Origin of the sequence: Sphingomonas sp., assembly GCF_003248515.1 — a bacterium.
Classification (GTDB): Bacteria; Pseudomonadota; Alphaproteobacteria; order Sphingomonadales; family Sphingomonadaceae; genus Sphingomonas_I.
On sequence record NZ_QFOB01000001.1, the window covers coordinates 266,266 to 290,857 of the forward strand.

Consider the following 24,592-nt stretch of genomic DNA (forward strand, 5'->3'; position numbering starts at 1 on the left):
CGGCTAGTGTGGGCTGCCGTGGCCGTTCCTGATCGCCTCGAAAAGGAGACGAAAATGCCCAAGCTGAAGACGAAGAGCGGCGTCAAGAAGCGCTTCAAGATGACTGCGACCGGTCTGTTGAAGCACGGCGTCGCCGGCAAGCGCCACCGGCTGATCAGCCACAATGCGAAATATATCCGCCAGAACCGCGGCACTTCCGTGCTTTCCGACGCCGATACGGCGACGGTGAAGCGCTGGGCGCCCTACGGCCTCAAGTAAGGAGTTAGCGGGACATGGCACGCGTCAAGCGCGGCGTAACCACGCACGCGAAGCACAAGCGCATCCTTGAGGATGCGAAGGGCTATTACGGCCGCCGCAAGAATACGATCCGTATCGCCCGCCAGGCGGTGGAGAAGGCGGGTCAGTATGCCTATCGCGACCGCAAGGTGAACAAGCGCAATTTCCGCGCTCTCTGGATCCAGCGCATCAACGCCGCTGTCCGCACCGAAGGCCTCACCTATGGTGTGTTCATGCACGGCCTGAAGCTGGCCGGCATCGATCTGGACCGCAAGGTTCTGGCCGATCTGGCGATGAACGAAGGCGCCACCTTCTCGGCGATCGTCGCCCAGGCGAAGGCAGCGCTTCCGGAAGGCGCCCGCGTCGCGGCGTAAGCCAGCCGATACGGACGGAACAGAACGGCCCGGCTCCCTGCGAGCCGGGCCGTTTTCGTTTGGGCGCTCAACCGGCGGGCACCATGTCCACGTCCGCATCCACGCGATGCAGCGATCGACGCCAGCGCGCGGCGGGCGCCTCCACCAGCCGATACATGGCGGCCGCATAGAGCATCGAGAGAACCCCCGCGATCGGGATCATCGCCAGGATCGGCAGGCCGGGGCGCAGGAAGCGGATCAGCTCGATGATCGGCACATGCACCAGATAGAGCGTGTAGGAATAAAGCCCGATCAGCCGGGCGGGACGACAGGAAAGCCAGCGCGCGATCAGCCCGCGATCCCAGATCACGAACGAGAAGATCACGAACAGGGCCGCGCCCTGGAGCGTGTAACGCAGCGTCTGCCGGAACAGTTCGCTGCGGACGAGCAGGCACAGCAGCAGCACCGCGACGGCGGCCGCGAAATGCCAGGGCTTCGGCCGCCACGCCGCCTCATCCAGCACCGGATTCTGCCACAGGGCCAGACAACAGCCGAAGAGGATGCTGTCGATCCGGGTGTGGCTCCAATAATAGATCTGGCCGATATTCTCGCCCAGCAGGGGCACGGAGACGATCCGCACCGCCAGCACCAGCAGGCAGCCGACAGCGCACCAGAGCGCGATGGTGCGCGGCGCGCGGCCAAGCAGGATCGTGGCGAACAGGATCGGAAAGAGCAGGTAGAAATGCTCCTCCACCGCCAGGCTCCAGAGCGGTATCCACGGAACCCCGGCGCCAAGGCCCAGTTGCCCGGCATAATTGGACAGGAAGGCGAGTTGCGCCACCACGCCCGTCGCCTGGATCGGGGGATCGATCGGCATGAACAGGCTGACCAGCCCGGTGAAGGCGACCGTAAGATAGAGGGACGGCCAGATGCGCAGGGTGCGCCGCATATAGAAGCCGCGCAGATCGACCTTGCCGAGCTGCGCGACTTCCGAACGGAGCAGCGACGTTATGAGATAGCCGCTCAGGAAGAAGAAGATCGTGACGCCGAGACCGCCGGGGACCAGCCGCTCCAGCCCGCAATGCGCGACGAACACAATCGAAACGGCGAGCGCCCGCAGGCCATCGAGCGCACGGATATGATTCATCGTTTCTGCGCCGCACCCCGTTTCGAGCCGCAAACCATAAGGCGGGGGGGCAATAAATCAAACGCGGGGGCGCGGGACGGGCGCGCAGCCCTTGCGTTGGGCGGGCGCCGGATGCCAAAGGCGCCCGGACTACGGATCGGGCCATGACAGACTTACAGACTACGGAACGCGACCTCCTCGCGGCGATTGCGGCTGCCGACGATGCCGGCCTTGAGGCGCTGCGCGTTTCGGCCCTTGGCAAATCGGGATCGATCACCCTGCTGCTGAAGACCCTTGGCGCGATGTCGCCCGAGGAGCGGCAGGAGAAGGCACCCGCCATTCAGGCCCTGCGCACGGCGGTGGCCGATGCGATCGCGACCCGCAAGGCGGCGCTCGACGAAGCCGCGCTCGGCGCGCGCCTCGCCTCCGAACGGTTGGACATGACGCGCCCGGTGGCGACCGGCCCGCAAGGCTCGGTCCATCCGGTCGCGCAGGTGATGGACGAGCTGGCGGAAATCTTCGCCGATCTGGGCTTCGCCGTCGCCACCGGACCCGAGATCGAGGACGACTGGCACAATTTCACCGCGCTCAACATTCCGGAAACGCACCCGGCGCGCGCGATGCACGACACCTTCTATTTCCCGGACGTGGACGCGGAAGGGCGCAGGATGCTGCTCCGCACGCACACCTCCCCCGTCCAGATCCGGACGATGACGCAGACGCCGCCGCCCATCCGCATCATCGCGCCGGGCCGCGTCTATCGTTCGGATAGCGATGCCACGCACACGCCGATGTTCCACCAGATCGAGGGCCTCGTCATCGATCGCGGCATCCATCTCGGCCATCTGCGCTGGACGCTGGAAACCTTCCTCAAGGCTTTCTTCGAGCGCGACGACATCGTGCTGCGGCTGCGCCCCTCGTATTTCCCCTTCACGGAGCCTTCGGTGGAGGTGGACGTCGGCTATTCGGTCGAAAAGGGACGCCGCGTGATCGGCGGCGATCCCAACGGCCCCAATGGCGGCTGGATGGAGGTGCTGGGCTCCGGCATGGTCCACCCCAAGGTGATCGCCGCCGCGGGACTGGACCCTGCCGAGTGGCAGGGTTTCGCCTTCGGCACCGGCGTCGATCGGCTGGCGATGCTCAAATATGGGATGGATGATCTGCGCGCCTTCTTCGACGGCGATCTGCGCTGGCTGCGCCACTACGGCTTCCGCGCGCTGGATATTCCCACGCTGAGCGGGGGAGTGGGCGCATGAAGTTCACCCTTTCGTGGCTCAAGGAGCATCTCGATACGGATGCCGGGGTGGAGGTGATCGCCGACACGCTCACCCGCATCGGCCTCGAGGTGGAAAGCGTCGAGGATCCGTCGGCCAGGCTCGGCGGGTTCACCGTGGCGCGCGTGCTCACCGCCGCCCCGCATCCGCAGGCGGACAAGCTGCAGGTGCTCACGGTCGATTCCGGCGATGGCGTTCCGCTGCAAGTCGTCTGCGGAGCGCCCAATGCGCGTGCCGGGCTGATCGGCGTATTCGGGCAAGCTGGCGCGATTGTGCCCGCCAACGGCATGGAATTGCGCGTCGCCGCGATCCGCGGCGTCGAATCGAACGGCATGATGTGTTCGGCCCGGGAGCTGGAGATAGGTGAGGGCCATGACGGCATCATCGAGCTGCCGGCCGATGCGCCGGTGGGCACGGCCTTCGCCGAATATGCGGGCCTTGCCGATCCGGTGATCGATATCGCCATCACGCCCAACCGTCAGGATTGCATGGGCGTGCGCGGCATTGCGCGCGATCTGGCCGCCGCCGGCCTCGGCAAGCTGAAGCCGCTGGACGTGCCGGGCTTCCGCACCGACACGCCCGCCCCGATCGCCATCGCCACGCTGGATCCCGAAGGCTGCCCCGCTTTCTTCGGCCGCGCCGTGATGGGCGTCACCAACGGCGCCTCGCCCGAATGGATGCAGCGCCGCCTGCTCGCCGTGGGCCAGCGCCCGATCTCGGCGCTCGTCGACATCACCAATTATGTGATGCTGGATCATGGCCGCCCGCTCCACGTCTATGATCTCGCCAAACTTTCGGGCGGGCTCGTCGCGCGCAGGGCGAAGGCGGGCGAAACGGTGCTGGCGCTCAACGGCAAGACCTATGCGCTCGACGAGACGATGACGGTGATCGCGGACGACGCGCATGTCCACGATATCGGCGGCATCATGGGCGGCGAGGAATCGGGCGTTTCGGGGACGACTGCCGACGTTTTGATCGAGTGTGCCTACTTCACGCCCGAGGCGATCGCGCGCACCGGCGGCAAGCTGGGCCTGACCAGCGACGCGCGGGCTCGCTTCGAGCGCGGGGTGGATCCGGCCTTCCTGGGCGACGGATTGGCCATCGCCACGCGTCTCGTCATCGAAATCTGCGGCGGCAAGCCAACCGAGGTGGTGGAAGCGGGCAGCCCGCCGGCCGGGCGCCACACGTTCAAATATGATCCCGCCGCCACGCTCCGCATCGCGGGGATCGAGGTGGCGGCCGATCGCCAGCGCGCGATCCTCCAGAGCCTGGGCTTCGGTGTCGACGGATCATGGACGGTCAGCGCGCCGAGCTGGCGCCGCGACGTGGACGGCGTGGCCGATATCGTCGAGGAGATCGTGCGCATCGAGGGGCTGGACAGCGTGCCCTCCGTGGCGCTTCCCCGCCCGGACGGGGTCGCCCGGCCCACCGCCACGCCCGAACAGAAGATCGAGCGCGGGATGCGCCGCGCCGCCGCCGCGCGCGGGCTAGACGAGGCGATCACCTGGAGCTTCCTCTCCGAGGCGGACGCGGCCGCCTTCGGCGGCGCCGCCTGGACGCTCGCCAATCCGATCAGCGCCGACATGAAGGCGATGCGCCCTTCGCTTTTGCCGGGCCTGATCGCGGCGGCACGACGCAACCGGGCACGCGGCGCCACCAGCATCCGCCTGTTCGAAATCGGCCGCCGCTATCTGAAGGATGGCGAACGCGCGACGCTCGGCCTGCTTCTGGTGGGTGAGCGCGGCGCGCGTGACTGGCGCACGGGCAAGGCCGGCGGCTTCGATGCGCTGGATGCCAAGGCCGAGGTGACGGCCCTGCTCGCCGCCGCCGGTGCGCCGGCCGATCGGCTGCAGGTGATGGAGGCGACCGGATCGATCTGGCATCCGGGCCGCTCCGCCTCGCTGCGGCTGGGGCCGAAGACGATCCTGGCGGAACTGGGCGAACTGCATCCCTCACTGCTCCGGACGCTCGATCTCGAGGGGCCGGCCGTGGCGGCCGAAATCTATCTGGATGCGATCCCTGCGCGCCGCGAGGCGGGCCGGATGCGCACGGCCTATGCGCCGCCCGCATTGCAGGCCGTGACGCGCGATTTCGCCTTCCTCGCCCCGCGCGCGATGCCGGCCGACAGCCTGCTCCGCGCGATCCGTGGCGCGGACAAGGGCGCGATCGTCGACGTCAGCCTGTTCGATATCTTCGAGGGCGCGGGGCTGGGCGAGGACGAGGCGTCGCTGGCCGTGGCGGTAACGCTTCAGCCGGCCGAGAAGAGCTTCACCGACGCCGATCTACAGGCCATTTCGGCCAGGATCGTGGCGGCGGCGGAAAAGGCGGGCGCCAGGCTGCGCGGCTGACCGTTCGCGGTTTTCTTCAGAAACACCCGTCATCCTGAACCCGTTTCAGGATGACAGGGCGTGGCACCGTCATTTCCGCAGCAGGAACACCGCATGTTCGGCGCGCAGATTGGCCGCCGCGCCCTTCACGCCGCGCGCGCCGGAAAGGAACCACTCCCCCTCCACCGTGACGCCGCGTTCCGCGATGAAGGCGCGGAAATCGTCGATCGTAAGCTGGTGGATATTTTCCGTCTCATACCAGCTGACCGGCAAAGCGGGCGTCACCGGCATGCGCCCGCCGAACAGGAAGGAGGCGCGCACCCGCCAATAGCCGAAATTGGGGAAGGAGACGAAGGCCCGCGCGCCGATGCGCAGCAATTCGGACAGGACGCGATCCGGCGAGCGCGCCGTTTGCAGCGTCTGGCTGAGGATCGCATAATCGAAGGCGCGATCGGGGTAGTAAGCGAGATCGGTCTCGACATCGCCCTGCACCACCGAAAGCCCGCGCGCCACCGCCGCCGAAACATTGGCGGGATCCAGCTCCAGCCCGCGCGCATCGACGCCGCACAGATCGCGCAGCGATGCCATCAACTCGCCATCGCCGCAGCCGACGTCCAGCACGCGCGACCCGCGCGCGACATTGTTCGCGATGATCTGGAGATCCGGGCGCAGGCTCATCGCGCGGCCTCCCGCAGCGCCGCTGCCGCATCCGGCGAGAGCCGCTCCATATGGCGATCCGGGCGCAGCGGGGCGTGGAAGCCCAGCGCCTCATACACGCCATGCGCATCGGCGGTGACAAGGCCGATCCGGCGCAGCCCCGCGAAATCGGGGTGATCGAGGAACCAGCCGACCATCGCGCGGCCCACACCCCGCCCGCGCGCGCCTTCGTCCACGAACACATCGGCCAGCCAGGCGAAAGTCGCATGATCGGTGATCATCCGGGCGAAGCCGATCTGTACGCCCGCCTCGTCATAGGCGCCGATACAGTGCGATCCCGCGATCGCCTTTTCCACGAGCGATCGGGCGATGCCCGGCGACCAATAGCTGTTCGCCAGCCAGCCATGGATGCGCGCCACATCCAGCAGGCCCTTGTCGTCGGACAGGGTGATGCTCATGCGTCCGCCCGCAGGAAGCCATCGACGACGCGGAACAGTTCCGGCACATCGAGCAGGAAACTGTCATGCCCATAGGGCGCGGACAGTTCCACGAAGCTCGCCGCCGCACCCGATGCGTTCAGGGCGTGGACGATCGCGCGCGATTCGGCGGTGGGATACAGCCAGTCACTGTCGAAGCTGGCGAGGCAGAAACGCGTCTTCGATCCCCGGAAGGCATCGGCCAGCAGCCCGCCATGCTCCTCGGCCAGATCGAAATAGTCCATCGCCCGCGTGATATAGAGATAGGAGTTGGCGTCGAATCGATCGACGAAGCTCAGTCCCTGGTGGCGCAGATAGGATTCGACCTGGAAATCGGCGTCGAAGCCGAACGTCTTCGCCTCGCGCGCCTGCAGGCGGCGGCCGAACTTGCCCGTGAGCCCCACTTCGGAAAGATAGGTGATGTGCGCCGCCATCCGCGCCACGGCGAGACCGGCCGAGGGCCCCTCGCCGCTTTTGTAATAATTGCCGCCGCGCCAGTTGGGATCGGCCATCACCGCCTGCCGCCCCACTTCATGGAAGGCGATATTCTGGGCGGAATGGCGCGCGGCACTGGCGATGACCACGGCGGAGCGTACGCGCGCCGGATAGGTCGCCGCCCATTCCAGCGCCTGCATCCCGCCCATCGATCCGCCGACCACCGCCGCCAGATTCCACACGCCCAGATGATCGAGCAGCAGCGCCTGCGCGCGCACCATGTCGCGGATCGTGATGACCGGGAAGCGCATCGCATAGGGCACGCCCGTGGCGGGATCGATCGAGGCCGGGCCGGACGAACCCATGCAGGATCCCAGCACATTGGCGCAGATGATGAAATGCCGCGCCGGATCGACCGGCTTGCCCTCACCCACCATGCGCGACCACCAGCCCGGCTTGCCCGTGCGCGGATGGACCGAGGCGACATGCTGGTCGCCCGTCAGCGCATGGCAGATCAGGATGGCGTTCGAGGCATCGGCATTCAGCGCGCCATAGGTTTCGTAGGCGATCTCGACCTGCGAGAGGCTGGCGCCGCCATCCAGCATCAGCGGCCCGGGCAGGACCGCCCGCCGGGCGAGGCCGAAGCGCTGATCGTCAAGAGCAGGAGCGGCGAGCATCGCGGGCGGCTAGGTCCGGCGCAGCCCGCTGTCAACAAAGGGCGGCGGGTTGGGTTTTGCGCGGGGCTGCTCTAATGGCGCAACGATCTTCTCTTCCCCCGCTCATCCCGTGGACGGGCGGCCTTCGCCAGATCGAGCCTTTATGAACGCGCCCGCCCCCAAACCCTGGATCGACGCCATCGCCCCCTACGTCCCCGGCCGCTCGACGAGCGACGACGGGCGCCCGATGACGAAGCTTTCCTCCAACGAGAATCCGCTGGGCACCAGCCCGGCCGCGCGCGCCGCCTTTGCGTCGGCCGCCGCGGCGCTGGAAATCTATCCGGACGGCAGCGCGATCGCCCTGCGCGACGCGATCGGCGCGCATTACGGGCTGGAGCCGGACCGCCTGATCCACGGCACCGGATCGGACGAGGTGCTCCACCTGGCGACCGGCGCCTTTGCCGGCGTGGGCGATGAGGTGCTGTATGTCCGCTACGGCTTCTCCGTCTATCCGATCGCGGCGCGGCGCGTCGGCGCCGTGCCCGTCGAGGCGCCGGACAGCGATTATGCGACCGACGTGGACGCGCTGCTCGCGGCCGTGACCGCGAAGACGCGCGTCGTGTTTGTCGCGAATCCCAACAATCCCACCGGCACCTATACGAGTCGCGCGGAACTGGCCCGGCTGCACGCCGGCCTGCCGAAGGATTGCCTGCTCGTGGTGGATCAGGCCTATACCGAATATCTGGATCCCGAGGATGAGGATGGCGGCCTCGCCCTCGCGCGGACAGAGCCGAACGTGATCGTGACGCGCACCTTCTCGAAGATTTTCGGTCTGGCGGCCGGGCGGATCGGCTGGGGCTACGGCCCGGCGCCGGTGATCGAGGCGATGCAGCGCATCCGCGCCCCCTTCAACGTCGCGACCGGCGGGCTGGATGCGGCGATCGCGGCGCTGGGCGACACGGAGTTCGTCGCGCGCAGCAAGGCGCACAATGATCGCTGGCGCGGCTGGTTCGTGGATCAGATTACGGGCCTCGGCAATGCCGGCCTCCGCGCCGTGCCCAGCAAGGCGAATTTCGTGCTCGTGCTGTTCGAAGGCGCGCTTTCGGCCGAAACCGCCTACAAGGGGCTGATGGAGAGGGGCTATGCAACGCGCTGGCTGCCCGGACAGGGGCTGCCGCATGCGCTTCGGATCACGATCGGCGAGGAAGCGGCGATGCGCGCCGTGATCGCCGGCCTGCGCGAAATGATCGGGGAGATCGGCGCCTGATGCTGGCTTTCTCGCGGGTCACGATCCTCGGGCTGGGCCTGATCGGCTCCTCGATCGCGCGCGGCATACGCGCGGCGATGCCGACAGTGCGCGTCACGGGCTTCGATGCCGATCCCGCCGTGCGCGCCCGCGCCCGCGAGATCGATCTGTGCGACGATATCGCGGATACGGCCGGGACGGCGGTGATCGATGCCGATCTCGTGATGCTCTGCGTGCCGGTAGGCGCGATGGGCGCCGCCGCCCATGCGATCGCGGCGGATCTGCCGGCGGACGCGATCGTCAGCGACGTGGGCGGCGCCAAGGTTTCGGTGGCGACCGCCATCCGCAAGGCATTGCCCCACACAGTGATCGTGCCGGGCCATCCCGTCGCCGGCACCGAGCATAGCGGGCCGGATTCGGGCTTCGCCACGCTGTTTCGCGGCCGCTGGTGCATCCTCACGCCCGAGGGCGACACCGATCCCACCGCCGTGATGCGCGTCTCCGCTTTCTGGGAAGCGCTGGGCGCGCGGGTGGAGATCATGGATGCCCACCATCATGATCTGGTGCTGGCCGTCACCAGCCACGTGCCGCATCTGATCGCCTATTCGATCGTGGGCACCGCATCCGACCTGGAAGAGGTGACTCAGAGCGAGGTGATCAAATATTCGGCGGGCGGCTTCCGCGATTTCACGCGCATCGCCGCATCCGATCCCACGATGTGGCGCGACGTGTTCCTGAACAATCGCGAGGCCGTGCTGGAGATCCTCCAGCGGCTGACCGAGGACGTGACGATGCTGCAACGCGCGATCCGCTGGGGCGACGGAGAGCAATTGTTCGATCTCTTCACACGCACCCGCGCCATCCGCCGATCGATCATCGAACAGGGCCAGGACGATGCGCGGCCCGATTTCGGGCGCAGCCATGAATAGAGAAGGCAACAGGATCCATCCATCCCGGGCATAATCCAGGGATGGACAGCATCGGGCGAAGCCGGGATGCGAGGCCATGCGCGCCTCGTCCTCGCCCGGCGCCACGGCCCGACGCTCGGCACACATGGTTTTTGGAGAATTGACCGGAATGACCAAACCTCTCCGCATCGCGCTCGCCGGCCTCGGCAATGTCGGCGCCGGCGTCGTGAAGCTGCTCGATACGAACGCCGCCCTGATCGAACGGCGCGCCGGCCGCGCGATCGAGATCGTCGCGGTTTCCGCGCGCGATCGCAGCCGTGATCGCGGCGTGGACATCGCCCGCTTCGCCTGGGCCGACGATGCGGCCGATCTGGCCACGCGTGACGATGTGGACGTGGTGGTGGAACTGGTCGGCGGATCGGACGGGCCGGCGCTGACGCTCGCCCGCGCGACGCTGGCCGGCGGCAAGAGCTTCGTCACCGCCAACAAGGCGATGCTCGCGCATCACGGGCTGGAGCTGGCGGATGCCGCCGAGGCCAAAGGCGTGGCGCTCAAATATGAAGCGGCGGTGGCGGGCGGCATCCCCGTCATCAAGGGGCTGCGCGAAGGCGCCGCCGCCAACGAGATCCAGCACGTCTTCGGCATCCTCAACGGCACCTGCAACTATATCCTCTCGACGATGGAGAGCGCCGGCCGCGACTTCGGCGACGTGCTCGCGGAGGCGCAGGCGCTGGGCTATGCAGAAGCGGATCCCAGCTTCGACATCGATGGCGTGGATGCCGCGCACAAGCTTTCGATCCTCGCCAGCCTCGCCTTCGGGGCGAAGGTGGATTTCGGATCGGTGGCAATCACCGGCATACGCGATGTCAAGGCCGCCGACATCGCCGAGGCGGCCGCGCTCGGCTTCAAGATCCGGCTCGTCGGCCTGGGCGAAGCGACGGCCAAGGGGCTCGTCCAGCGCGTCCACCCCTGCCTTGTGCCGGTCGATCATCCGCTGGCGCACGTCACCGGATCGCTGAACGCGGTGGTGGCCGAGGGCAATTATGTGGGCCGGCTTCTCTTCCAGGGCCGGGGCGCGGGCGAAGGCCCGACCGCAAGCGCCGTGGTGGCGGACCTGATCGATATCGCGCGCGGCGAATATGGCCCGGCCTTCGGCATGCCGGTCGCCAGCCTCGCCGCGATGCCCGCGGCCCCCGCGGGCGAGCGACTTGGCCGTGCCTATCTGCGCTTCACCGTGGTCGACAAGCCCGGCGTGCTGGCCGAGCTGACCGCCGCGATGCGCGATGCCGGCGTCTCGATCGAAAGCCTCATCCAGCGCGGGCCGGCCGCCGACGGCGGCGTGCTGATCGTGCTCGTCACGCACGAGGGACCGGAGCGTTCGGTGGCCCATGCGCTGGAGAAGCTGGAAGGCTCCCCCAGCCTCACGGCCGCGCCGATGTGGATGCACATCCTGGAGGCTTGAAGCCAGTCCCCGGGCGCCGAACGTTGCTTCGCGGGGGCGATGCCGGTCCGCACCGCCGGAACGGGAGCGCCGCTGCGATGCCGAACGTGACCTGTCCGGTCGCTACTGGCCCATCCCCTTGGCCTTGATCTTGCCATCGCCCCGCAGCGTCACCTGCGCGCCCGTGCGCGGCATGATGCCGACCGGGTTGGTATAGTGAATGCCCGCCGTCGACGGCAGTTCGCCTGTCGCCGTGCGCGCGCCATCGCGGATGCTCTGATCGTTGGGCAGGGGTGCCCGCGCGCCTTCCCGGACGCCACAGACGGTGATTGCATCGCCCCCTCCCCGAGGCCGGCAGCGCGCGGACGCCGGAGCGGCACGAGGCTGCTCGCTCTTCTGATAGGCATCGATCGCCTGTTCCGCCGGGCTCGTCTTTGCGGCGACCGGCGCGGGCGGGCCGGAGGTCTGGGCGGATGCCGAGACGGCCATCCCGAGCGCGACGATCATCGCAACCATTCGCATCGCGCACCGCCCTTCCAAATCCCTGCCCAGCATGGGGCAGAACGGAGCGCTTCGAAAGAGCGCGCTTATTCCGGTGCGGCGGCAGCGTCGAGCGCGGCCTGATCCACTTCGGCCTGACGCGCGGCGCGATCGGCCGCGGCCTGCTCGGCGGCTTCCTTCGCATAAATCATCTTCAGCGTCTCGTTCCGCACCTTCGCGGCCTTGCTCATGCCGAAGGTGATGAGCGTGAGGCCGGGCCTCGGCGGGAACGGCCCCTGCCCGACATCGGCTTTCGCGAACTCGCCGGGATGGTGGGCGGGGCCGCGCTCATCGGGCAGCGGAATGCGATCGGGCGAGCGGCCGACGATCGCGCAGACCACGATCTCCCCATCCTTGCGGCGGCAGGGCATGGATGGCGGGCGAGCACCTTCCTTCACGCCGCAGGCCGTGCTGGTTTCGCCCTTCGCATTCTTGCAGCTGACGGGCGTGGGCGCCGGCGGAATCGGATCGTCGCGATGCGCGAAGGCCACCGCCTGCTGGAAAGGCGTCTGCTTCGGCACGACAGGGACCGGCGGCCCCACCACGCTGGCGAGCGCCGGAGCCGCGCCCGCCAGCGCGATCAGCAGCGGCACGATCCGCATCCGGCTTCTCGACCTCGACATCATCGGCCCGACCTTGCACCCCCCAGGCTGAATTAGCCTGAAACGCGACGTCCGAATGCACGGGAATCGAACGCTAGGAAGGAAACGCCGCAAGATCGGGGGCGATCCAGCCACGCCGGGCCTCGACCGAAAAGAGGCTGTCGCGTGTCCAGTATGTCAGCGGCCAGTCGGATCGGCCGAGCGGGCCCGCCATCAGCACATCCACGGCCTCATGCAGCGGCTCATCCCCCGACCGCCCGGCGAGGAAAGAGCGGGCCGCGCGGATCGAGGCCCGCGTGATCGTCTCATGATAGCCATTGTGATCGTCATTCACGCCCCCGACCGAGGCGTTGTAGGCGCGGATCAGCGCCGGCAAGTCGCGCTCGGGCACGATTTCCGGCTGGCGGCGCAACAACCACAGGGTCGTGGCGAAATGGGCGGCGTGCGTCCATTCCGCCTTGGGCAGCGCGCAGGCGAGGAAGGCTTCGCCCAGACGCGCGATCGCATCGTCATCGGGATAGTGAAGGCTCATGTCGGTCTCCGTTCGGGAAAGCCGGCGGCGCGCGCGATCGCATCCGCCGGAAAGGCGGTCGCGTCGCGGCGGTCGAGCGGAAGAGCGGCTAGGAAGGCCGCACCCGGCACGGGATCGCGCGCGCGCCGCCGGGGCGGCGGGCTTGCGTCTGAAGGGAGGCGATCCGGTGCATTTGCGCGGTTTCGCGCGCATCGGGGGCCGCCGTCAAGCATGGCGCTTCTCGACAAGGTAACATGGCCGTCCTATCCCCGGCGGGATCCGACAGTCAGGGAGTAAAAGGGTGGCAGTCACGGCTTCGAAGGCGCTCGATCGCGTTCTCGTTCTCGAAATGGTGCGCGTCACCGAAGCCGCAGCGATCGCTGCATCCACCCTCGTCGGCCGGGGCGACGAGAAGGCCGCCGACGCCGCCGCCGTCGAAGCGATGCGCAAAGCCTTCAACGAGCTGGATTTCGACGGAACGGTCGTGATCGGCGAAGGCGAGCGCGACGAGGCTCCGATGCTCTATATCGGCGAGAAAGTGGGCAAGGCCTCGCCCGGCAGCCCCAGGATCGATATCGCGCTGGATCCGCTGGAGGGCACGACGCTCACGGCCAAGGCCTATCCCAATGCGCTGGCCGTGCTGGCCATCGCCGAAGAGGGTGGCCTGCTCAACGCGCCGGACGTCTATATGGAAAAGCTCGCCATCGGGCCGGGCTATGAGAAGGGCCTCGTCAGCCTCACCAAGACACCGACCGAGAATATCAAGGCGCTGGCCGCCGCCAAGGGCGTCGCACCGAACGAGATCATCGCCTGCGTGCTCGATCGGCCGCGCCACGATGCGCTGATCGCCGAACTGCGCGCGCTGGGCGTGGGCATCATGCTGATCCCCGATGGCGACGTAGCGGGCGTGATCGCCTGCACCAATCCCGATACGACGATCGACATCTATTTCGGCTCGGGTGGCGCGCCGGAAGGCGTGCTGGCCGCGGCCGCGCTCGCCTGCGTCGGCGGCCAGTTCCAGGGCAAGCTCCTGTTCCGCAACGATGACGAGCGCGGCCGCGCCGCCAAGTGGGGCGTGACCGATCTCGACAAGATCTATGAGCTGGAGGATCTGGTGAAGGGCGACGCCATCTTTGCCGCCACCGGCGTGACGGATGGTTCGCTGCTGGAAGGCGTGAAGGTGCGCAAGGGCTTCCTCACCACCGAGAGCATCGTGATGCGCGCCAGCTCCGGCACCGTGCGCCGCGTCAGGGGCGAGCACCGGCGCTGATCCGATGCGCGTCGCGCTCCTCGGCCTGGGCAATATGGGGGGCGCGATCGCGCGCAACATCCTCAAGGCCGGGCATGCGCTGACCGTCTGGAACCGATCTCCGGACAAGGCCGCGTCGCTGGTGGAGGCCGGCGCCGGAAGCGCGTCCTCCCCGGCCGAGGCGGCGACAGGGGCCGAGATCGTGCTGACCATGCTGGCGGACGATCGCGCGGTGGAGGCCGTCGTCTTCGGGGCGCAAGGCCTGCTTTCGGCCAAGGCCGCGCCGATCCATGTCGGCCTCAGCACGATCAGCCTCGCGCTCGCCCGGCGCCTGACCGAAGTGCAGGGTGAGCGCTATGTTTCCGCGCCCGTCTTCGGGCGTCCTCCGGCCGCCGAGGCGGCTCAACTCAATATCGTGGCGGGTGGTGCCCCAGCGAGCATCGCTTTCGCCCAGCCGATCTTCGATGCGATCGGCCAGCGCACCTTCGTGGCGGGCGAGGATCAGGCGACCGCAAACCTCGTGAAGCTGTGCGGCAATTTCATGATCATGTCCGCGATCGAGGCGATGGGCGAAGCGATGGCGCTCGCCGCCAAGAACGGGCTCGACAGGCAGATCCTGTTCGATGTTCTGACGGGCACGCTCTTCGGCGCCCCGGTTTACCGCAATTACGGGCCGGCACTGATCGAGGGCGCCTTCCGCCCCGCCGGCTTTCCCGCGCCGCTGGGCCTGAAGGACATGAACCTGGTGGCCGAGGCGGCGAATGGCGCGCGCGTGCCGATGCCACTGCTGGGCATCATCCGCGATCACCTGCTGCAGACGATCGCGCGCGACGGCGACGATATCGATTGGGCCGCGATCGGCAAGGCGATCGGGGACAATGCCGGCCTGTAGGGCGATTTCGCGGGGCTCAGGCTGAGCCCGTCGCCTCGGACGGCACGGAAAATGGCGAAATGGGAGGCGACGATCCGGAGCGATCGGATCGCGGCAGCTCCGGCCATCCCGTTGCCCCGCTCGCATCAAAAGCATGACTGGGCGTGCCGCAGCGCAGCAATATTACGCTTTGGCGCGCATCCCGCGATATTTTCGGACAAAATATAAAATACAGGAAAATCAGTATTTTAGATGTTGCATGATAACTTGCATATTTTGCAATGTGCGCCGAACCGTTATTAAGTTGCGATTAAGCGTTTAATCCCTATCTGCGCGGCACCGCACAAGCATGCGGCCTATTTTGCACCCTTGGGGAGATTTAACGTGTTCAAGTTCGAAGCTGCCACCTCCATCCTGATCGCGGTTGCCGCGCAGGCGCTGGTGGTTGGAGCGATCTTCGCCGCCTGAGGCGAGGATGCGGAGCGGTCGACGGCCTTCGGGACCGTCCCGCCCCGAAAGCTTTTTCGAAGGGCACGATGCGGAATCCCCGCACCCGCTGCAAAAAGACCAACGGACATGAAAAAGGCGCCCGCGGATGACCGCGACGGCGCCTTCTCTTTTGCCTGACGGACCGGAACGACCAGCCCGGTGGCGGAAAAAGGGACCGGCCGAACCAGCCCCGATCCCTGGCTTACGCCTCAGCCACGGCCTTCTCGCGATTGTCGCGACGCTCGGCGATACGGGCCGACTTGCCGGTGCGACCACGCAGATAATAAAGCTTCGCGCGACGGACGACGCCCTTGCGGACCACGTCAATCGAATCGATGTTCGGCGAATAGAGCGGGAAGACGCGCTCGACGCCCTCACCGAACGAGATCTTCCGCACGGTGAACGAGGAGCCCATGCCCTTGTTCGAGCGCGCGATGCACACGCCCTCATAGGACTGGACGCGGGTGCGCTCGCCTTCGACGACCTTCACGCCGACCTTCAGCGTATCGCCGGGGCGGAATTCGGGAATGGCGCGCTTGGCGGTCAGCGCCGCGATCTGCTCGGCCTCGAGCTGCTGGATGAGGTTCATCTCATTCGTCCTTCTTCTGCCGCGCGCCAGAGGGCGACTGGACCCGAGCGCCGATATGGCGCTCCCAAAGATCCGGCCGCCTTAGCCGTGTATCGATCTCGGCCATGGACTGACGCCATGCCTTGATCGCCGCATGATCCCCCGATCGCAGCACTTCGGGGATCGTGCGGCCCTCCCACATTTGCGGTCGGGTATAATGCGGATATTCGAGGAGGCCCGCTTCGAAGCTTTCCTCGTCTCCGCTCGAAGCGGCGCCCATTACTCCGGGAAGCAGCCTGACGCAAGCATCCAGCAGCACGATCGCGGCGGTTTCGCCCCCGGAAAGCACATAATCGCCGATCGAAACCTCCTCGATCGCGCGCGCCTCGAACAGGCGCTGGTCGAATCCCTCGAATCGGCCGCAGAGAATCGCGACGCCCGGCCCGGCGGCGAGGCTGCGGACACGCTCCTGCGTGAGTGGCTTCCCGCGTGGCGTCATCGCCAGCAGGGGCACGCCGGGCTTGGCCGTGGCATCGATCGCGGCCGCCACCACATCGGCGCGGAGCACCATGCCCGATCCGCCGCCGGCCGGCGTATCATCCACCGAGCGATGCCTGTCCGTCGCGAAATCGCGGATCTGCACCGGATCGATGCTCCAGCGCCCCTCCGCCAGCGCCCGCCCGGCAAGGCTCAGCCCCAACGGGCCGGGAAACATCTCGGGATAAAGGGTGAGGACGGTGGCGGAGAAGGTCATCACCCGAGCCGCTTACGCAGAACAATCGCCGCAATGATAGCCGCCACAAAATAAGCGGCGAGACAGTATATGATGCCCACAGCCGAGAAGGCGATCGCCATTGCGCAGGCATCCACACCGCATTTCTCGAATGGCGTGCGGGCTGCATCTACGATGATGTAGATCAAAAGCAGCGATACCAGGAGCGGCAAGGGGATCGCAGCGACGAATGCGGTCTTGGCGAAGCTCCATGAAGGTCGCCTGCGATCGATCAGAAACGCGAACCCGATCGTCGGAACCACGCACACCAGACATAATATCGCGAGATCGAACAAGGCACCTTATCTCCTCAAGGCGCCTGCACCGCGAATTCCAGCGCCTGCAGCGTCACCGCGGGCGTTGGCGCACGCTGGACGCGGCCGGCGATCCGGCCATGTTCGCAGGTCCACAGGAAGCGGCCCTCCATCGCCCAGTAAGGCGTGATCGGCGCATCCATATCGCACGTGCCAACCTGTGCCTTCAGCCCCTCGATCAGCGCCTTCCAGCGCGGCGCATCGCGATCCATCAGCATGTTGTTGGCAAGCGGCGCGCTTTCGATCGCGCCCGTCCGCCATACCGCGCGCGCCGCATCATAGGCCGAGGCGAGACCGGGGCTCACCTCCGTCCCGCGATCCTGGAGCGCGCCGGCCTTGTTCAGGGCCAGCATCGCGCGGAAGGCGGGCAGCGAGGCGCCGCCATAGGTCTTGCTGGCGAAGGCGAAGAGGCCGACGCCCTTTTCGGGCAGCAGCATCACCACCGATCCATAGCCGGGATAGCCGCCCGTATGCGTGACGACACGGCCCAGATCGCAATCGTCGATCACGCGCCACGCCATGCCATAGGCCACCGCCTGCCGGCAGGGCGCGCCGCCGATCGCGGGATTGCGCATCGCCGCCGTGGCGAAGTTCGCGCCGGTCACGATCTCGCGCACGGTGGCGCGCCCGACCGGACCGGTGTCGACCCCATCGCGCGCGGGCCAGGCGGAGAGCAGGAATTCCACCCATTTCGCATAATCGTTCGCGCTGGTCTCGACGCCGCCCATGGCACCGAACGCGCCATCCTTCATATCCGGCTCGCGGACATAGCCATTGTCCTGCCAGCGATAGCCGATCGCGCGGGCGGAGGCGGGCGAGGCGAAGACGTCATAACCCGTGGACGCCATGCCGAGCGGAATCATGAAATTGCGGCGGATATACTCCTCGTAGCGGACACCCGAGACGTTCGAGACGATCCGCCCGAGCGTGGCATAGCCGAAATTCGAATATTCCATGCTCACACCCGGCGCGCGGGCGAAAGGCACGCCCGCCTTCAGCACGGCGGTGAACTCCGCTTCGGGCATCACCTGCTGGCGATCACCCCAGGGATTATCCTCGACGAAGCCGGCCGAGTGGGTGAGCAGGTTGCGCACCGTGATCTTCGGGCTGTCGGCCGTGGGATATTTCCAGCCCTTCAGCTCGGGCACATAGGTTTCGGCCGGCGCATCCAGCACGATCCTGCCTTCATCGCGCAGCTTCAGGATGGCGAGCGCGGTGAACGCCTTGGACATGGAGGCGATGCGAAACAGGCTGTCAGGCGAGACGGGCTTTTTCGAGACGACATCCTGCACGCCGACGCCCCGCACATGGACGAGCTTGCCATCGACAACGAGGCCATAGACGAGCCCCGGCACATGCGCATCGATCGCCCAATGATCGAAGATGCGATCCACTTCGGCGAGCGCCGCCTTGTCCGGCCCGATCCCGTCCGGCGCGGCCGCGGCGGCCGTTGTGCCACATCCGATCGCCATCGCGACGAATGCCATGAGCTGCCGAAGCATGCCGTTTCCCCCTGCCATGATCGAAAGACGATAGGATCTCACACGGCGCCGGTCACGCGCCCACCTTCGGCGCGACGAACTCGACCAGTGCCGCGACGACCGCGCCCGCCGCCGCCATTCCCGCCACGACCGGCAGCCAGGCGTGGGACAGGGCCGGATCGCCCTCCCACAGCAAGACCGCGACGAGGGCGACCGGCGGCAAAGCGACACGCAGCACCGCCGCGATCGCGCGCGCGCGCGCCGAAAGCCTCCGCTTGCGCGCGCCAACCTGCCCATAGGCGATCAGCACGAGATAGGTGGGCACGAGCAGCAGGAAGAAGGTGTCGAGCGTCACGCAATTGGCTCCGGGGGCAGCGTCCAGTTTTCGACCTTGAGGCCGGGCATGTCGGCGAAATCGCGTTCGTTGCCCGTGACGAGCGTCAATCCGAGCGACAAAGCATGAGCCGCGATCAGCCGATCATAGCTTCCGCGCCTGAACGGCAGCATCGCATAGTGCTGCGCCGCCAGCTCGTCGAACGGCATGACGGGTATTCGCTGCCGAAGCACATCCAGCATCGAGACGGGCGGCGCCGTGCCATTCCCGCTTCCGCGGGCAACCTCCGCGAAGGCGATGGCCGAAATGACGAAATCATCCTCATCACACTCGGAGGCCCGCCGCACCAGATTATCCTGCCCGGCCAGCAAAGCTATGCACGCGTCGGCATCCAGCAGATATCGCACCTAGCGGATCGCCTTCCAGCCCGGCCAATCGGCATCGTCCCAGATGCGCGGCGGCTCCTCGAACTCGCGCTCCTCCGGCTCGAAAGGCCGCAATCCGGGCATGGAACCGGCAAGACCATCGAGATTGATCTTGCGCTTCGGTCGCTCCGCGGGCTCGACCACATAGCGACCCTGTTCTTCGCGAAGCAGCATCTCCGCGCCTTCCTGGAAGCCCAGTGCCTTGGGGAGACGCAGCGCGAGCGAATTGCCGGACTTGAAGACCTTCGCGCGATATTCCTCGCTCATGCGAGCCTCCGTATATACGGGCGTATATACTAGGCGATGAAGGCGGCGTCCACCACGAGGCGTTCGTCATTCCAGTCGGGCACGGCATCCTTGTTCATCGGCACCATGAAGGTGCCGCCGCCCTCCCGGCCGATCTCGATCACGTCGCCCGCGCCGAAATTCTCGACCGCGACGACACGGCCCAGCGCTTCTCCCGTATCCGAGAGGCACGGAAGGCCGATCAGATCGGCATGATAATATTCGCCTGGCCCCAGCGTGGGCAAAGCGGAACGAGGCACGGAAAGCTCGGTGCCGCGCAGCAATTCGGCGGCGTTGCGATCCCCGATGCCCTCGAACCGGGCGATCGCCCCGTTGGCGCCATGGCGCAGCGACAAAAGGCGCAGATCGCGCCCGCCCGCGCGCACGCCGGGATAAGCCTTCAGATCATCCGTGAAGAGCTTCAGGCGGCATTCGCCGGCGATGCCGTGCGCGCCGATGATGACGGCCAAGGTCACCATCCGCTCGCCCACGGCAGCGGCGGCGGGCGGCGGGTCAGCGGGGCGAGTCGGGTCCGCCCGCAGGGGCGTCGTCGGCGCCTTCGGCGGGCTCGGGCGCGGAGACGCCTTGCCCGCCATCGTCGAACCGTCCCTTGCCGGCGGCCGGCTCATCCTCGCGCGGCCCTTCGGCGGGATCGGTATGAATCGGGGCGGTGGCCATCGTGCCTCTCCTTGTCGTTTTCACGGCAGGACAACGCGCAGGCCACCGATCCGGTCCTCAAGCCTCGGCGGTCTCTTCGGCCGCGGCTTCTGCCACCGGCTCCGCCGCCGGCGGGTTGGCAGCGGCCTCGGCGGCGGCCAGCTTCTCGGCACGCTCCTTGGCCTTCTCGCCCGGCTCGGCCTTCTTCGGGTTGTTGCGCGCGGCGCGCTCCTTCAGACCGGCCGCGTCGAGGAAGCGGGCGACGCGATCCGTCGGCTGCGCACCGACCGACAGCCAATGCTTGGCGCGATCATTGTCGAGCACGACGCGCTTGGCATCATCCTTGGCGAGGAGCGGATTGTAGGTGCCGATCTTCTCGATGAAGGCGCCATCGCGCGGGGCGCGCGAATTGGCGACGACGATACGATAATAAGGGCGCTTCTTGGAACCGCCGCGCGACAGGCGAATGGAAACGGACATGGGATATTCCTTCTTCTAGGTTTCGTTTCGCCGCCCCGGCGGAGGCCGGTGCCCATCTCTCCATCCGCTCGCGACAGTGCGTTGGGAGAGAGACATGGATCCCGGCCCCCGGGCCGGAATGACGAGATGGTTCGGGTCGGTCGTCTAAATCAGCGTTTCTTCAGGAAATTCTGGAAACCCGGAGGGAGGCCCTGCGGATTGCCACCGCCGGGCAGGCCCGGCATGGGCGGCATGCCGCCCGGCGGAAGGCCTACGCCTTCCATCATGGCGTTGAGGTCACCCCCGCCGCCGCCGAAGAGCTTGGCCAACCCCTTGAGGCCACCCATCTTCTTCATCTTCTTCATCATGCCGGCCATCTCCTGATGCATTTTCAGGAGCTTGTTGACGTCCTGCACGGTCGTGCCGGAGCCCTTGGCGATGCGGATCTTGCGCTTGGCGGCGATGATCTCCGGCTTGGCGCGCTCCTTCGCGGTCATCGAGGAGAGCATCGCCTCCAGCCGCACCAGATGCCTGTCGTCGGCAGCGCCGCTCGCCATCGCCTGCTTCACCTGCTTCACGCCGGGCAGCATCGCGGCGAGGCCGGAAAGACCGCCCATCCGCTTCATCTGGTTGAGCTGGGAGCGCAGATCGTTGAGGTCGAACTTGCCCTCTTCCATCCGGCGGGCGAGCGCTTCCGCCTCCTCCACCTTGATGGTCTCGGCCGCGCGCTCCACGAGGCTGACGACGTCGCCCATGCCGAGGATACGGCCGGCAACGCGCTCGGGATGGAACTGCTCCAGCCCATCCAGCTTCTCGCCCGTGCCGACGAACTTGATCGGACGGCCGGTGACGGCGCGCATCGAGAGCGCGGCACCACCGCGCGCATCGCCATCCATGCGGGTGAGCACCACGCCGGTGAGCGGCACCTGATCGGTGAAGCTCTTGGCGACGTTGACGGCATCCTGGCCGGTCAGCGCATCGACGACGAGCAGGATCTCGGTGGGATTCGCGATGTCGGCGACAGCCTTCATCTCGTCCATCAGCGCCTGATCGACATGGAGGCGGCCCGCCGTATCGAGCATCAGCACATCGAAGCCCTGCAGCTTCGCGGACTGGAGCGCGCGCCGCGCAATCTCCACCGGCTGCTGGCCGGGCACGATCGGCAGCGTCTGCACGTCCGCCTGGCCGCCGAGCACCGCCAGCTGCTCCTGCGCAGCCGGGCGATTGACGTCCAGCGACGCCATCAGCACCTTCTTCGCGCCACGCTCCTTCAGGCGCTTGGCGATCTTGGCGGTGGTGGTGGTCTTGCCGGAGCCCTGCAGGCCGACCATCATCACGATGGCCGGCGGGGTGACCTCCAGCATCAGATCCGACGCTTCGGCCCCGAGCATGTCGACCAGCGCATCATGGACGATCTTGACGACCTGCTGGCCGGGGGTGACCGACTTCAGCACATTCTGGCCGACCGCCGCCTCCGTGGCCTTGTCGACGAATTCGCGCACCACCGGCAGCGCGACATCGGCCTCGAGCAGGGCGATGCGCACTTCGCGCATCGCATCCCGCACATCGCTCTCGTTCAGCGCGCCACGGCCACGCAGACGATCGAACGTCGCGGAAAGCCGATCGCTGAGACTGTCGAACATGGGCCTCGAACTCACCTTTTCCGCCTGAAGGCGGGGACGGATTTGCCCCAACGCAAGACGCGCCGGCGGACGAAACCTCGTCGGCCGGCGTACACGCTCCCTGGGCGGAGTCGTGCTCTGATCGTCTCGTTCGTCAGGAACGAATGGCGGGCGCCCTAGCCGAAAGGGTGGGAAAGGGCAAGGATTGGCTAGGAGATCCGCCCGACCATGCTAAATGGCAGCGCCATGACAGACGCGCTTCCCATCGATGCCGCCGCCCTCGTGAACGGGATGGCGGTCCGCGCCCGTGCCGCCGCAGCGATCCTCGCGCGCGCGCCAACGGAGCGGAAGGCCGCCGCCTTATCGCACGCGGCCCGCATCCTGCGCGGCGAAGCGGCCGCGATCCTTTCCGCCAATGCCGACGATGTCGCGCGCGCAGAAGCCGCCGGCCTCTCCTCCGCGATGCTGGACCGCCTGCGGCTGGACGAGAAGCGCATCGCGGGCATCGCGGGCGCGCTGGAAGACGTGGCGGCGCTGCCCGATCCGGTGGGTTCGACGATCGACCGCGTCGAGCGGCCCAACGGCCTTTGCCTCAGCCGCGTCCGCGTTCCGCTGGGCGTGGTCGGCATCATCTACGAAAGCCGCCCGAACGTGACCGCCGATGCCGGCGCACTGGCGCTGATGGCCGGCAATGCCGTGATCCTGCGTGGCGGATCGGAAGCGCGGGCCAGCAATCGCGCGATCCACGATTGCCTCGTCGCCGGGCTGGAAGCGGCCGGCCTACCCGCCGATGCGATCCAGTTCGTGCCCGTCACGGATCGCGCGGCGGTGGGCGCGATGCTGGCCGCGCAGGGCCTGATCGACGTGATCATCCCGCGCGGCGGCAAGGGCCTCGTCGCACGCGTGCAGGAAGAGGCGCGCGTTCCCGTGCTCGCGCATCTCGACGGGATCAACCACCTCTATATCGATCGCGCCGCCGATCCGGCCAAGGCACTCGCCCTCACCATCAATGCGAAGCTGCGGCGCACCGGCGTCTGCGGCGCGACGGAAACCTTGCTGATCGATCGCGCCTATGCCGATCCCGCCCCGATCCTCGCCGCGCTGGCCGATGCCGGCTGCGAGGTGCGCGGCACGCCCGAAATCCTTGCGATCGAGCCCCGCGCCATTCCCGCGGATGCCGAGGACTGGGATACCGAATATCTCGAGGCGATCATCGCCGTGACCTTCGTCGACGGGCTCGCCGGTGCCACGGCGCATATCGCGGCCCACGGATCGCACCATACGGATGCGATTGTGACGGAGGATGAGGCGACCGCCGAAGCCTTCCTGGCCGAGGTCGATTCGGCGATCGTGATGTGGAACGCCTCCACCCAGTTCGCCGATGGCGGCGAATTCGGGCTGGGCGCGGAGATCGGCATCTCGACCGGCCGGCTTCACGCGCGCGGCCCGGTCGCGCTGGAAGGGCTCACAACATACAAATGGCTGGTGCGCGGGACCGGTCAGACCCGGCCTTGAGAGACGGGGTCCGGCCGCGCCGCGCCGGAAAGCCCAGCCGCAGGCCGACCGGCCTGCTCGGCGGCTCCTTCAATCCGGCCCATGCCGGCCATCGCGGAATCAGCCTGGCGGCGATCGAGGCGCTGGATCTCGACGAGATGTGGTGGCTGGTCTCGCCGGGCAATCCGCTGAAGGCCGGCGCGCCCGACATGGCGCCGCTCGCGGCCCGGCTCGCCTCGGCCGAACGGATGGCGCGCGGCACGCGGATCGTGCCCACCGCGATCGAGGCGCGGCTAGGCACGCGCTATACCGTCGATACGCTGATCCGGCTCGTCAGGCTCTACCCCCGCCGGCGCTTCATCTGGATCATGGGGGCGGACAATCTCGTCCAGTTTCATCGCTGGAAAGGCTGGCGCAGGATCGCCCGCACCATGCCGATTGCGGTTATCGCCCGTCCGGGTTATGATGGCGCCGCCCTCAACGCACCTGCGATGGGTTGGCTGCGGCGCTTCGTCCGGCGCGCAGACCAGGAGAGACACTGGACGAAGTGGAGTCTGCCGGCGCTCGTGCTGCTGCGCTTCCGCCCCGATCCGCGATCCGCGACCCAAGCGCGCGGGCTGAGGCCCGATTGGTTCGTCTCCATCTCATCCCCGACGCCGCGCGACCGTTTGACGCGCCGCGTGCTTCCCCAGGAGGTCAATTGCCCGCTGCCGCCCAACCGCTGACTCCTTCCGATCCGGGAGA

General features: G+C 67.4%; 29 protein-coding genes. 11 read left to right on the forward strand and 18 right to left on the reverse strand.

What is annotated here, in order from left to right; genetic code table 11:
- Positions 1-54: 54 nt before the first annotated feature.
- Both rpmI and rplT read left to right on the forward strand, forming a co-directional pair.
- Entirely contained in the window at positions 55-258 is a 204-nt protein-coding gene (gene rpmI, locus DI605_RS01285; RefSeq protein WP_293968134.1) for a 50S ribosomal protein L35, read from the forward strand.
- A 14-nt stretch (positions 259-272) separates the two neighbouring features.
- Positions 273-650: a 50S ribosomal protein L20 gene (gene rplT / locus DI605_RS01290; protein ID WP_293968137.1), complete on the forward strand. Its 378-nt coding sequence runs from the start codon at positions 273-275 to the stop codon at positions 648-650.
- Positions 651-717: 67 nt separating this feature from the next.
- On the opposite strand, the gene DI605_RS01295 is transcribed toward rplT, so the two are convergent.
- The gene (locus tag DI605_RS01295; protein WP_293968140.1) at positions 718-1,776 is read right to left on the reverse strand and encodes an acyltransferase; all 1,059 of its coding nucleotides are present in this window, start codon (positions 1,774-1,776) and stop codon (positions 718-720) included.
- Between the two features lie 143 nt (positions 1,777-1,919).
- Here DI605_RS01295 and pheS point away from each other — a divergent pair, with 143 nt between their 5' ends.
- Both pheS and pheT read left to right on the forward strand, forming a co-directional pair.
- Positions 1,920-3,011: a phenylalanine--tRNA ligase subunit alpha gene (gene pheS, locus DI605_RS01300; protein ID WP_293968143.1), complete on the forward strand. Its 1,092-nt coding sequence runs from the start codon at positions 1,920-1,922 to the stop codon at positions 3,009-3,011.
- A complete protein-coding gene (pheT, locus tag DI605_RS01305; protein ID WP_293968145.1) occupies positions 3,008-5,377 on the forward strand; it encodes a phenylalanine--tRNA ligase subunit beta in 2,370 nt (789 codons plus the stop codon). Before pheS ends, pheT begins: the two co-directional genes overlap by 4 nt.
- 69 nt (positions 5,378-5,446) lie before the next feature.
- Here pheT and metW read toward each other — a convergent pair whose 3' ends face one another.
- From metW to DI605_RS01320, 3 genes are read right to left on the reverse strand one after another with little or no spacing between them, the layout of a single operon-like run.
- Entirely contained in the window at positions 5,447-6,034 is a 588-nt protein-coding gene (metW, locus tag DI605_RS01310; protein WP_293968148.1) for a methionine biosynthesis protein MetW, read from the reverse strand.
- Positions 6,031-6,471 carry a GNAT family N-acetyltransferase gene (locus DI605_RS01315; RefSeq protein WP_293968151.1) on the reverse strand — a complete coding sequence of 147 codons (441 nt, stop codon included), beginning with the start codon at positions 6,469-6,471 and terminating at the stop codon, positions 6,031-6,033. Before DI605_RS01315 ends, metW begins: the two co-directional genes overlap by 4 nt.
- Positions 6,468-7,601 (reverse strand): homoserine O-acetyltransferase, encoded by a 1,134-nt coding sequence (locus DI605_RS01320; protein WP_293968153.1) that lies wholly within the window; start codon positions 7,599-7,601, stop codon positions 6,468-6,470. The genes DI605_RS01315 and DI605_RS01320 overlap by 4 nt, the downstream gene beginning before the upstream one ends.
- A 142-nt stretch (positions 7,602-7,743) precedes the next feature.
- Between DI605_RS01320 and DI605_RS01325 the strand changes: the two genes are divergently transcribed.
- From DI605_RS01325 to DI605_RS01335, 3 genes are all read left to right on the forward strand, one after another.
- Positions 7,744-8,847, forward strand: coding sequence for a histidinol-phosphate transaminase (locus DI605_RS01325; protein WP_293968156.1), 1,104 nt, complete (start codon positions 7,744-7,746; stop codon positions 8,845-8,847).
- Positions 8,847-9,755, forward strand: a complete 909-nt coding sequence (locus tag DI605_RS01330; RefSeq protein ID WP_293968158.1) for a prephenate/arogenate dehydrogenase family protein — start codon at positions 8,847-8,849, stop codon at positions 9,753-9,755. Before DI605_RS01325 ends, DI605_RS01330 begins: the two co-directional genes overlap by 1 nt.
- 148 nt (positions 9,756-9,903) lie before the next feature.
- Positions 9,904-11,196 carry a homoserine dehydrogenase gene (locus DI605_RS01335; protein WP_293968162.1) on the forward strand — a complete coding sequence of 431 codons (1,293 nt, stop codon included), beginning with the start codon at positions 9,904-9,906 and terminating at the stop codon, positions 11,194-11,196.
- A 102-nt stretch (positions 11,197-11,298) separates the two neighbouring features.
- On the opposite strand, the gene DI605_RS01340 is transcribed toward DI605_RS01335, so the two are convergent.
- The 3 genes from DI605_RS01340 to DI605_RS01350 all read right to left on the reverse strand — a co-directional run bounded on the left by DI605_RS01340 (position 11,299) and on the right by DI605_RS01350 (position 12,849).
- A complete protein-coding gene (locus tag DI605_RS01340; protein WP_293968165.1) occupies positions 11,299-11,697 on the reverse strand; it encodes a hypothetical protein in 399 nt (132 codons plus the stop codon).
- 65 nt (positions 11,698-11,762) lie between these two features.
- Entirely contained in the window at positions 11,763-12,317 is a 555-nt protein-coding gene (locus tag DI605_RS01345; protein ID WP_293968168.1) for a hypothetical protein, read from the reverse strand.
- A 94-nt stretch (positions 12,318-12,411) separates the two neighbouring features.
- Entirely contained in the window at positions 12,412-12,849 is a 438-nt protein-coding gene (locus tag DI605_RS01350; protein WP_293968171.1) for a hypothetical protein, read from the reverse strand.
- Between the two features lie 280 nt (positions 12,850-13,129).
- Here DI605_RS01350 and glpX point away from each other — a divergent pair, with 280 nt between their 5' ends.
- Together glpX and DI605_RS01360 are read left to right on the forward strand one after the other, a co-directional pair.
- Positions 13,130-14,098 carry a class II fructose-bisphosphatase gene (gene glpX, locus DI605_RS01355; RefSeq protein ID WP_293968173.1) on the forward strand — a complete coding sequence of 323 codons (969 nt, stop codon included), beginning with the start codon at positions 13,130-13,132 and terminating at the stop codon, positions 14,096-14,098.
- Positions 14,099-14,102: 4 nt separating this feature from the next.
- Positions 14,103-14,969: an NAD(P)-dependent oxidoreductase gene (locus tag DI605_RS01360; protein ID WP_293968176.1), complete on the forward strand. Its 867-nt coding sequence runs from the start codon at positions 14,103-14,105 to the stop codon at positions 14,967-14,969.
- A 670-nt stretch (positions 14,970-15,639) separates the two neighbouring features.
- Here the strand turns inward: DI605_RS01360 and rplS are convergent.
- From rplS to ffh, 11 genes are all read right to left on the reverse strand, one after another.
- On the reverse strand, positions 15,640-16,026 hold the full coding sequence (rplS, locus tag DI605_RS01365; RefSeq protein WP_293968178.1) for a 50S ribosomal protein L19: 387 nt from the start codon (positions 16,024-16,026) through the stop codon (positions 15,640-15,642).
- A gap of 1 nt (position 16,027) precedes the next feature.
- Entirely contained in the window at positions 16,028-16,759 is a 732-nt protein-coding gene (gene trmD, locus DI605_RS01370) for a tRNA (guanosine(37)-N1)-methyltransferase TrmD (RefSeq protein ID WP_293968858.1), read from the reverse strand.
- On the reverse strand, positions 16,759-17,073 hold the full coding sequence (locus DI605_RS01375) for a hypothetical protein (RefSeq protein ID WP_293968181.1): 315 nt from the start codon (positions 17,071-17,073) through the stop codon (positions 16,759-16,761). The genes trmD and DI605_RS01375 overlap by 1 nt, the downstream gene beginning before the upstream one ends.
- A 14-nt stretch (positions 17,074-17,087) precedes the next feature.
- Positions 17,088-18,593 carry a serine hydrolase gene (locus tag DI605_RS01380; RefSeq protein WP_293968184.1) on the reverse strand — a complete coding sequence of 502 codons (1,506 nt, stop codon included), beginning with the start codon at positions 18,591-18,593 and terminating at the stop codon, positions 17,088-17,090.
- A 52-nt stretch (positions 18,594-18,645) separates the two neighbouring features.
- Positions 18,646-18,927, reverse strand: coding sequence for a hypothetical protein (locus tag DI605_RS01385; RefSeq protein WP_293968187.1), 282 nt, complete (start codon positions 18,925-18,927; stop codon positions 18,646-18,648).
- On the reverse strand, positions 18,924-19,313 hold the full coding sequence (locus DI605_RS01390; protein WP_293968189.1) for a type II toxin-antitoxin system VapC family toxin: 390 nt from the start codon (positions 19,311-19,313) through the stop codon (positions 18,924-18,926). The genes DI605_RS01385 and DI605_RS01390 overlap by 4 nt, the downstream gene beginning before the upstream one ends.
- The gene (locus DI605_RS01395) at positions 19,314-19,598 is read right to left on the reverse strand and encodes an AbrB/MazE/SpoVT family DNA-binding domain-containing protein (RefSeq protein WP_293968191.1); all 285 of its coding nucleotides are present in this window, start codon (positions 19,596-19,598) and stop codon (positions 19,314-19,316) included.
- 29 nt (positions 19,599-19,627) lie between these two features.
- Positions 19,628-20,095, reverse strand: coding sequence for a ribosome maturation factor RimM (rimM, locus tag DI605_RS01400; RefSeq protein ID WP_293968194.1), 468 nt, complete (start codon positions 20,093-20,095; stop codon positions 19,628-19,630).
- 34 nt (positions 20,096-20,129) lie between these two features.
- Positions 20,130-20,294, reverse strand: coding sequence for a hypothetical protein (locus DI605_RS01405; RefSeq protein WP_293968196.1), 165 nt, complete (start codon positions 20,292-20,294; stop codon positions 20,130-20,132).
- 57 nt (positions 20,295-20,351) lie between these two features.
- Complete coding sequence (rpsP, locus tag DI605_RS01410; protein WP_293968199.1) at positions 20,352-20,753, reverse strand: 30S ribosomal protein S16; 402 nt, start codon at positions 20,751-20,753, stop codon at positions 20,352-20,354.
- Between the two features lie 149 nt (positions 20,754-20,902).
- Positions 20,903-22,375 (reverse strand): signal recognition particle protein, encoded by a 1,473-nt coding sequence (ffh, locus tag DI605_RS01415; RefSeq protein ID WP_293968202.1) that lies wholly within the window; start codon positions 22,373-22,375, stop codon positions 20,903-20,905.
- A 225-nt stretch (positions 22,376-22,600) separates the two neighbouring features.
- Between ffh and DI605_RS01420 the strand changes: the two genes are divergently transcribed.
- Positions 22,601-23,869, forward strand: coding sequence for a glutamate-5-semialdehyde dehydrogenase (locus DI605_RS01420; RefSeq protein WP_293968204.1), 1,269 nt, complete (start codon positions 22,601-22,603; stop codon positions 23,867-23,869).
- Positions 23,833-24,573, forward strand: coding sequence for a nicotinate-nucleotide adenylyltransferase (locus DI605_RS01425; protein WP_293968206.1), 741 nt, complete (start codon positions 23,833-23,835; stop codon positions 24,571-24,573). The genes DI605_RS01420 and DI605_RS01425 overlap by 37 nt, the downstream gene beginning before the upstream one ends.
- The last annotated feature ends 19 nt before the right edge of the window (positions 24,574-24,592 follow it).

Bases quoted from the DNA above. Each gene is read 5' to 3' on its own strand.
- DI605_RS01425 (WP_293968206.1), top strand. From the start codon at position 23,833: ATGGCTGGTGCGCGGGACCGGTCAGACCCGGCCTTGAGAGACGGGGTC.
- DI605_RS01335 (WP_293968162.1), top strand. From the start codon at position 9,904: ATGACCAAACCTCTCCGCATCGCGCTCGCCGGCCTCGGCAATGTCGGC.
- DI605_RS01350 (WP_293968171.1), bottom strand. From the start codon at position 12,849: ATGAGCCTTCACTATCCCGATGACGATGCGATCGCGCGTCTGGGCGAA.
- rplS (WP_293968178.1), bottom strand. From the start codon at position 16,026: ATGAACCTCATCCAGCAGCTCGAGGCCGAGCAGATCGCGGCGCTGACC.
- DI605_RS01345 (WP_293968168.1), bottom strand. From the start codon at position 12,317: ATGCGGATCGTGCCGCTGCTGATCGCGCTGGCGGGCGCGGCTCCGGCG.
- DI605_RS01325 (WP_293968156.1), top strand. From the start codon at position 7,744: ATGAACGCGCCCGCCCCCAAACCCTGGATCGACGCCATCGCCCCCTAC.
- ffh (WP_293968202.1), bottom strand. From the start codon at position 22,375: ATGTTCGACAGTCTCAGCGATCGGCTTTCCGCGACGTTCGATCGTCTG.
- DI605_RS01360 (WP_293968176.1), top strand. From the start codon at position 14,103: ATGCGCGTCGCGCTCCTCGGCCTGGGCAATATGGGGGGCGCGATCGCG.
- rplT (WP_293968137.1), top strand. From the start codon at position 273: ATGGCACGCGTCAAGCGCGGCGTAACCACGCACGCGAAGCACAAGCGC.
- DI605_RS01420 (WP_293968204.1), top strand. From the start codon at position 22,601: ATGACAGACGCGCTTCCCATCGATGCCGCCGCCCTCGTGAACGGGATG.
- DI605_RS01295 (WP_293968140.1), bottom strand. From the start codon at position 1,776: ATGAATCATATCCGTGCGCTCGATGGCCTGCGGGCGCTCGCCGTTTCG.
- DI605_RS01330 (WP_293968158.1), top strand. From the start codon at position 8,847: ATGCTGGCTTTCTCGCGGGTCACGATCCTCGGGCTGGGCCTGATCGGC.
- DI605_RS01320 (WP_293968153.1), bottom strand. From the start codon at position 7,601: ATGCTCGCCGCTCCTGCTCTTGACGATCAGCGCTTCGGCCTCGCCCGG.
- DI605_RS01405 (WP_293968196.1), bottom strand. From the start codon at position 20,294: ATGGCCACCGCCCCGATTCATACCGATCCCGCCGAAGGGCCGCGCGAG.
- metW (WP_293968148.1), bottom strand. From the start codon at position 6,034: ATGAGCCTGCGCCCGGATCTCCAGATCATCGCGAACAATGTCGCGCGC.
- rimM (WP_293968194.1), bottom strand. From the start codon at position 20,095: ATGGTGACCTTGGCCGTCATCATCGGCGCGCACGGCATCGCCGGCGAA.
- rpmI (WP_293968134.1), top strand. From the start codon at position 55: ATGCCCAAGCTGAAGACGAAGAGCGGCGTCAAGAAGCGCTTCAAGATG.
- DI605_RS01340 (WP_293968165.1), bottom strand. From the start codon at position 11,697: ATGCGAATGGTTGCGATGATCGTCGCGCTCGGGATGGCCGTCTCGGCA.
- DI605_RS01380 (WP_293968184.1), bottom strand. From the start codon at position 18,593: ATGCTTCGGCAGCTCATGGCATTCGTCGCGATGGCGATCGGATGTGGC.
- DI605_RS01315 (WP_293968151.1), bottom strand. From the start codon at position 6,471: ATGAGCATCACCCTGTCCGACGACAAGGGCCTGCTGGATGTGGCGCGC.
- pheS (WP_293968143.1), top strand. From the start codon at position 1,920: ATGACAGACTTACAGACTACGGAACGCGACCTCCTCGCGGCGATTGCG.
- pheT (WP_293968145.1), top strand. From the start codon at position 3,008: ATGAAGTTCACCCTTTCGTGGCTCAAGGAGCATCTCGATACGGATGCC.
- DI605_RS01395 (WP_293968191.1), bottom strand. From the start codon at position 19,598: ATGAGCGAGGAATATCGCGCGAAGGTCTTCAAGTCCGGCAATTCGCTC.
- rpsP (WP_293968199.1), bottom strand. From the start codon at position 20,753: ATGTCCGTTTCCATTCGCCTGTCGCGCGGCGGTTCCAAGAAGCGCCCT.
- trmD (WP_293968858.1), bottom strand. From the start codon at position 16,759: ATGACCTTCTCCGCCACCGTCCTCACCCTTTATCCCGAGATGTTTCCC.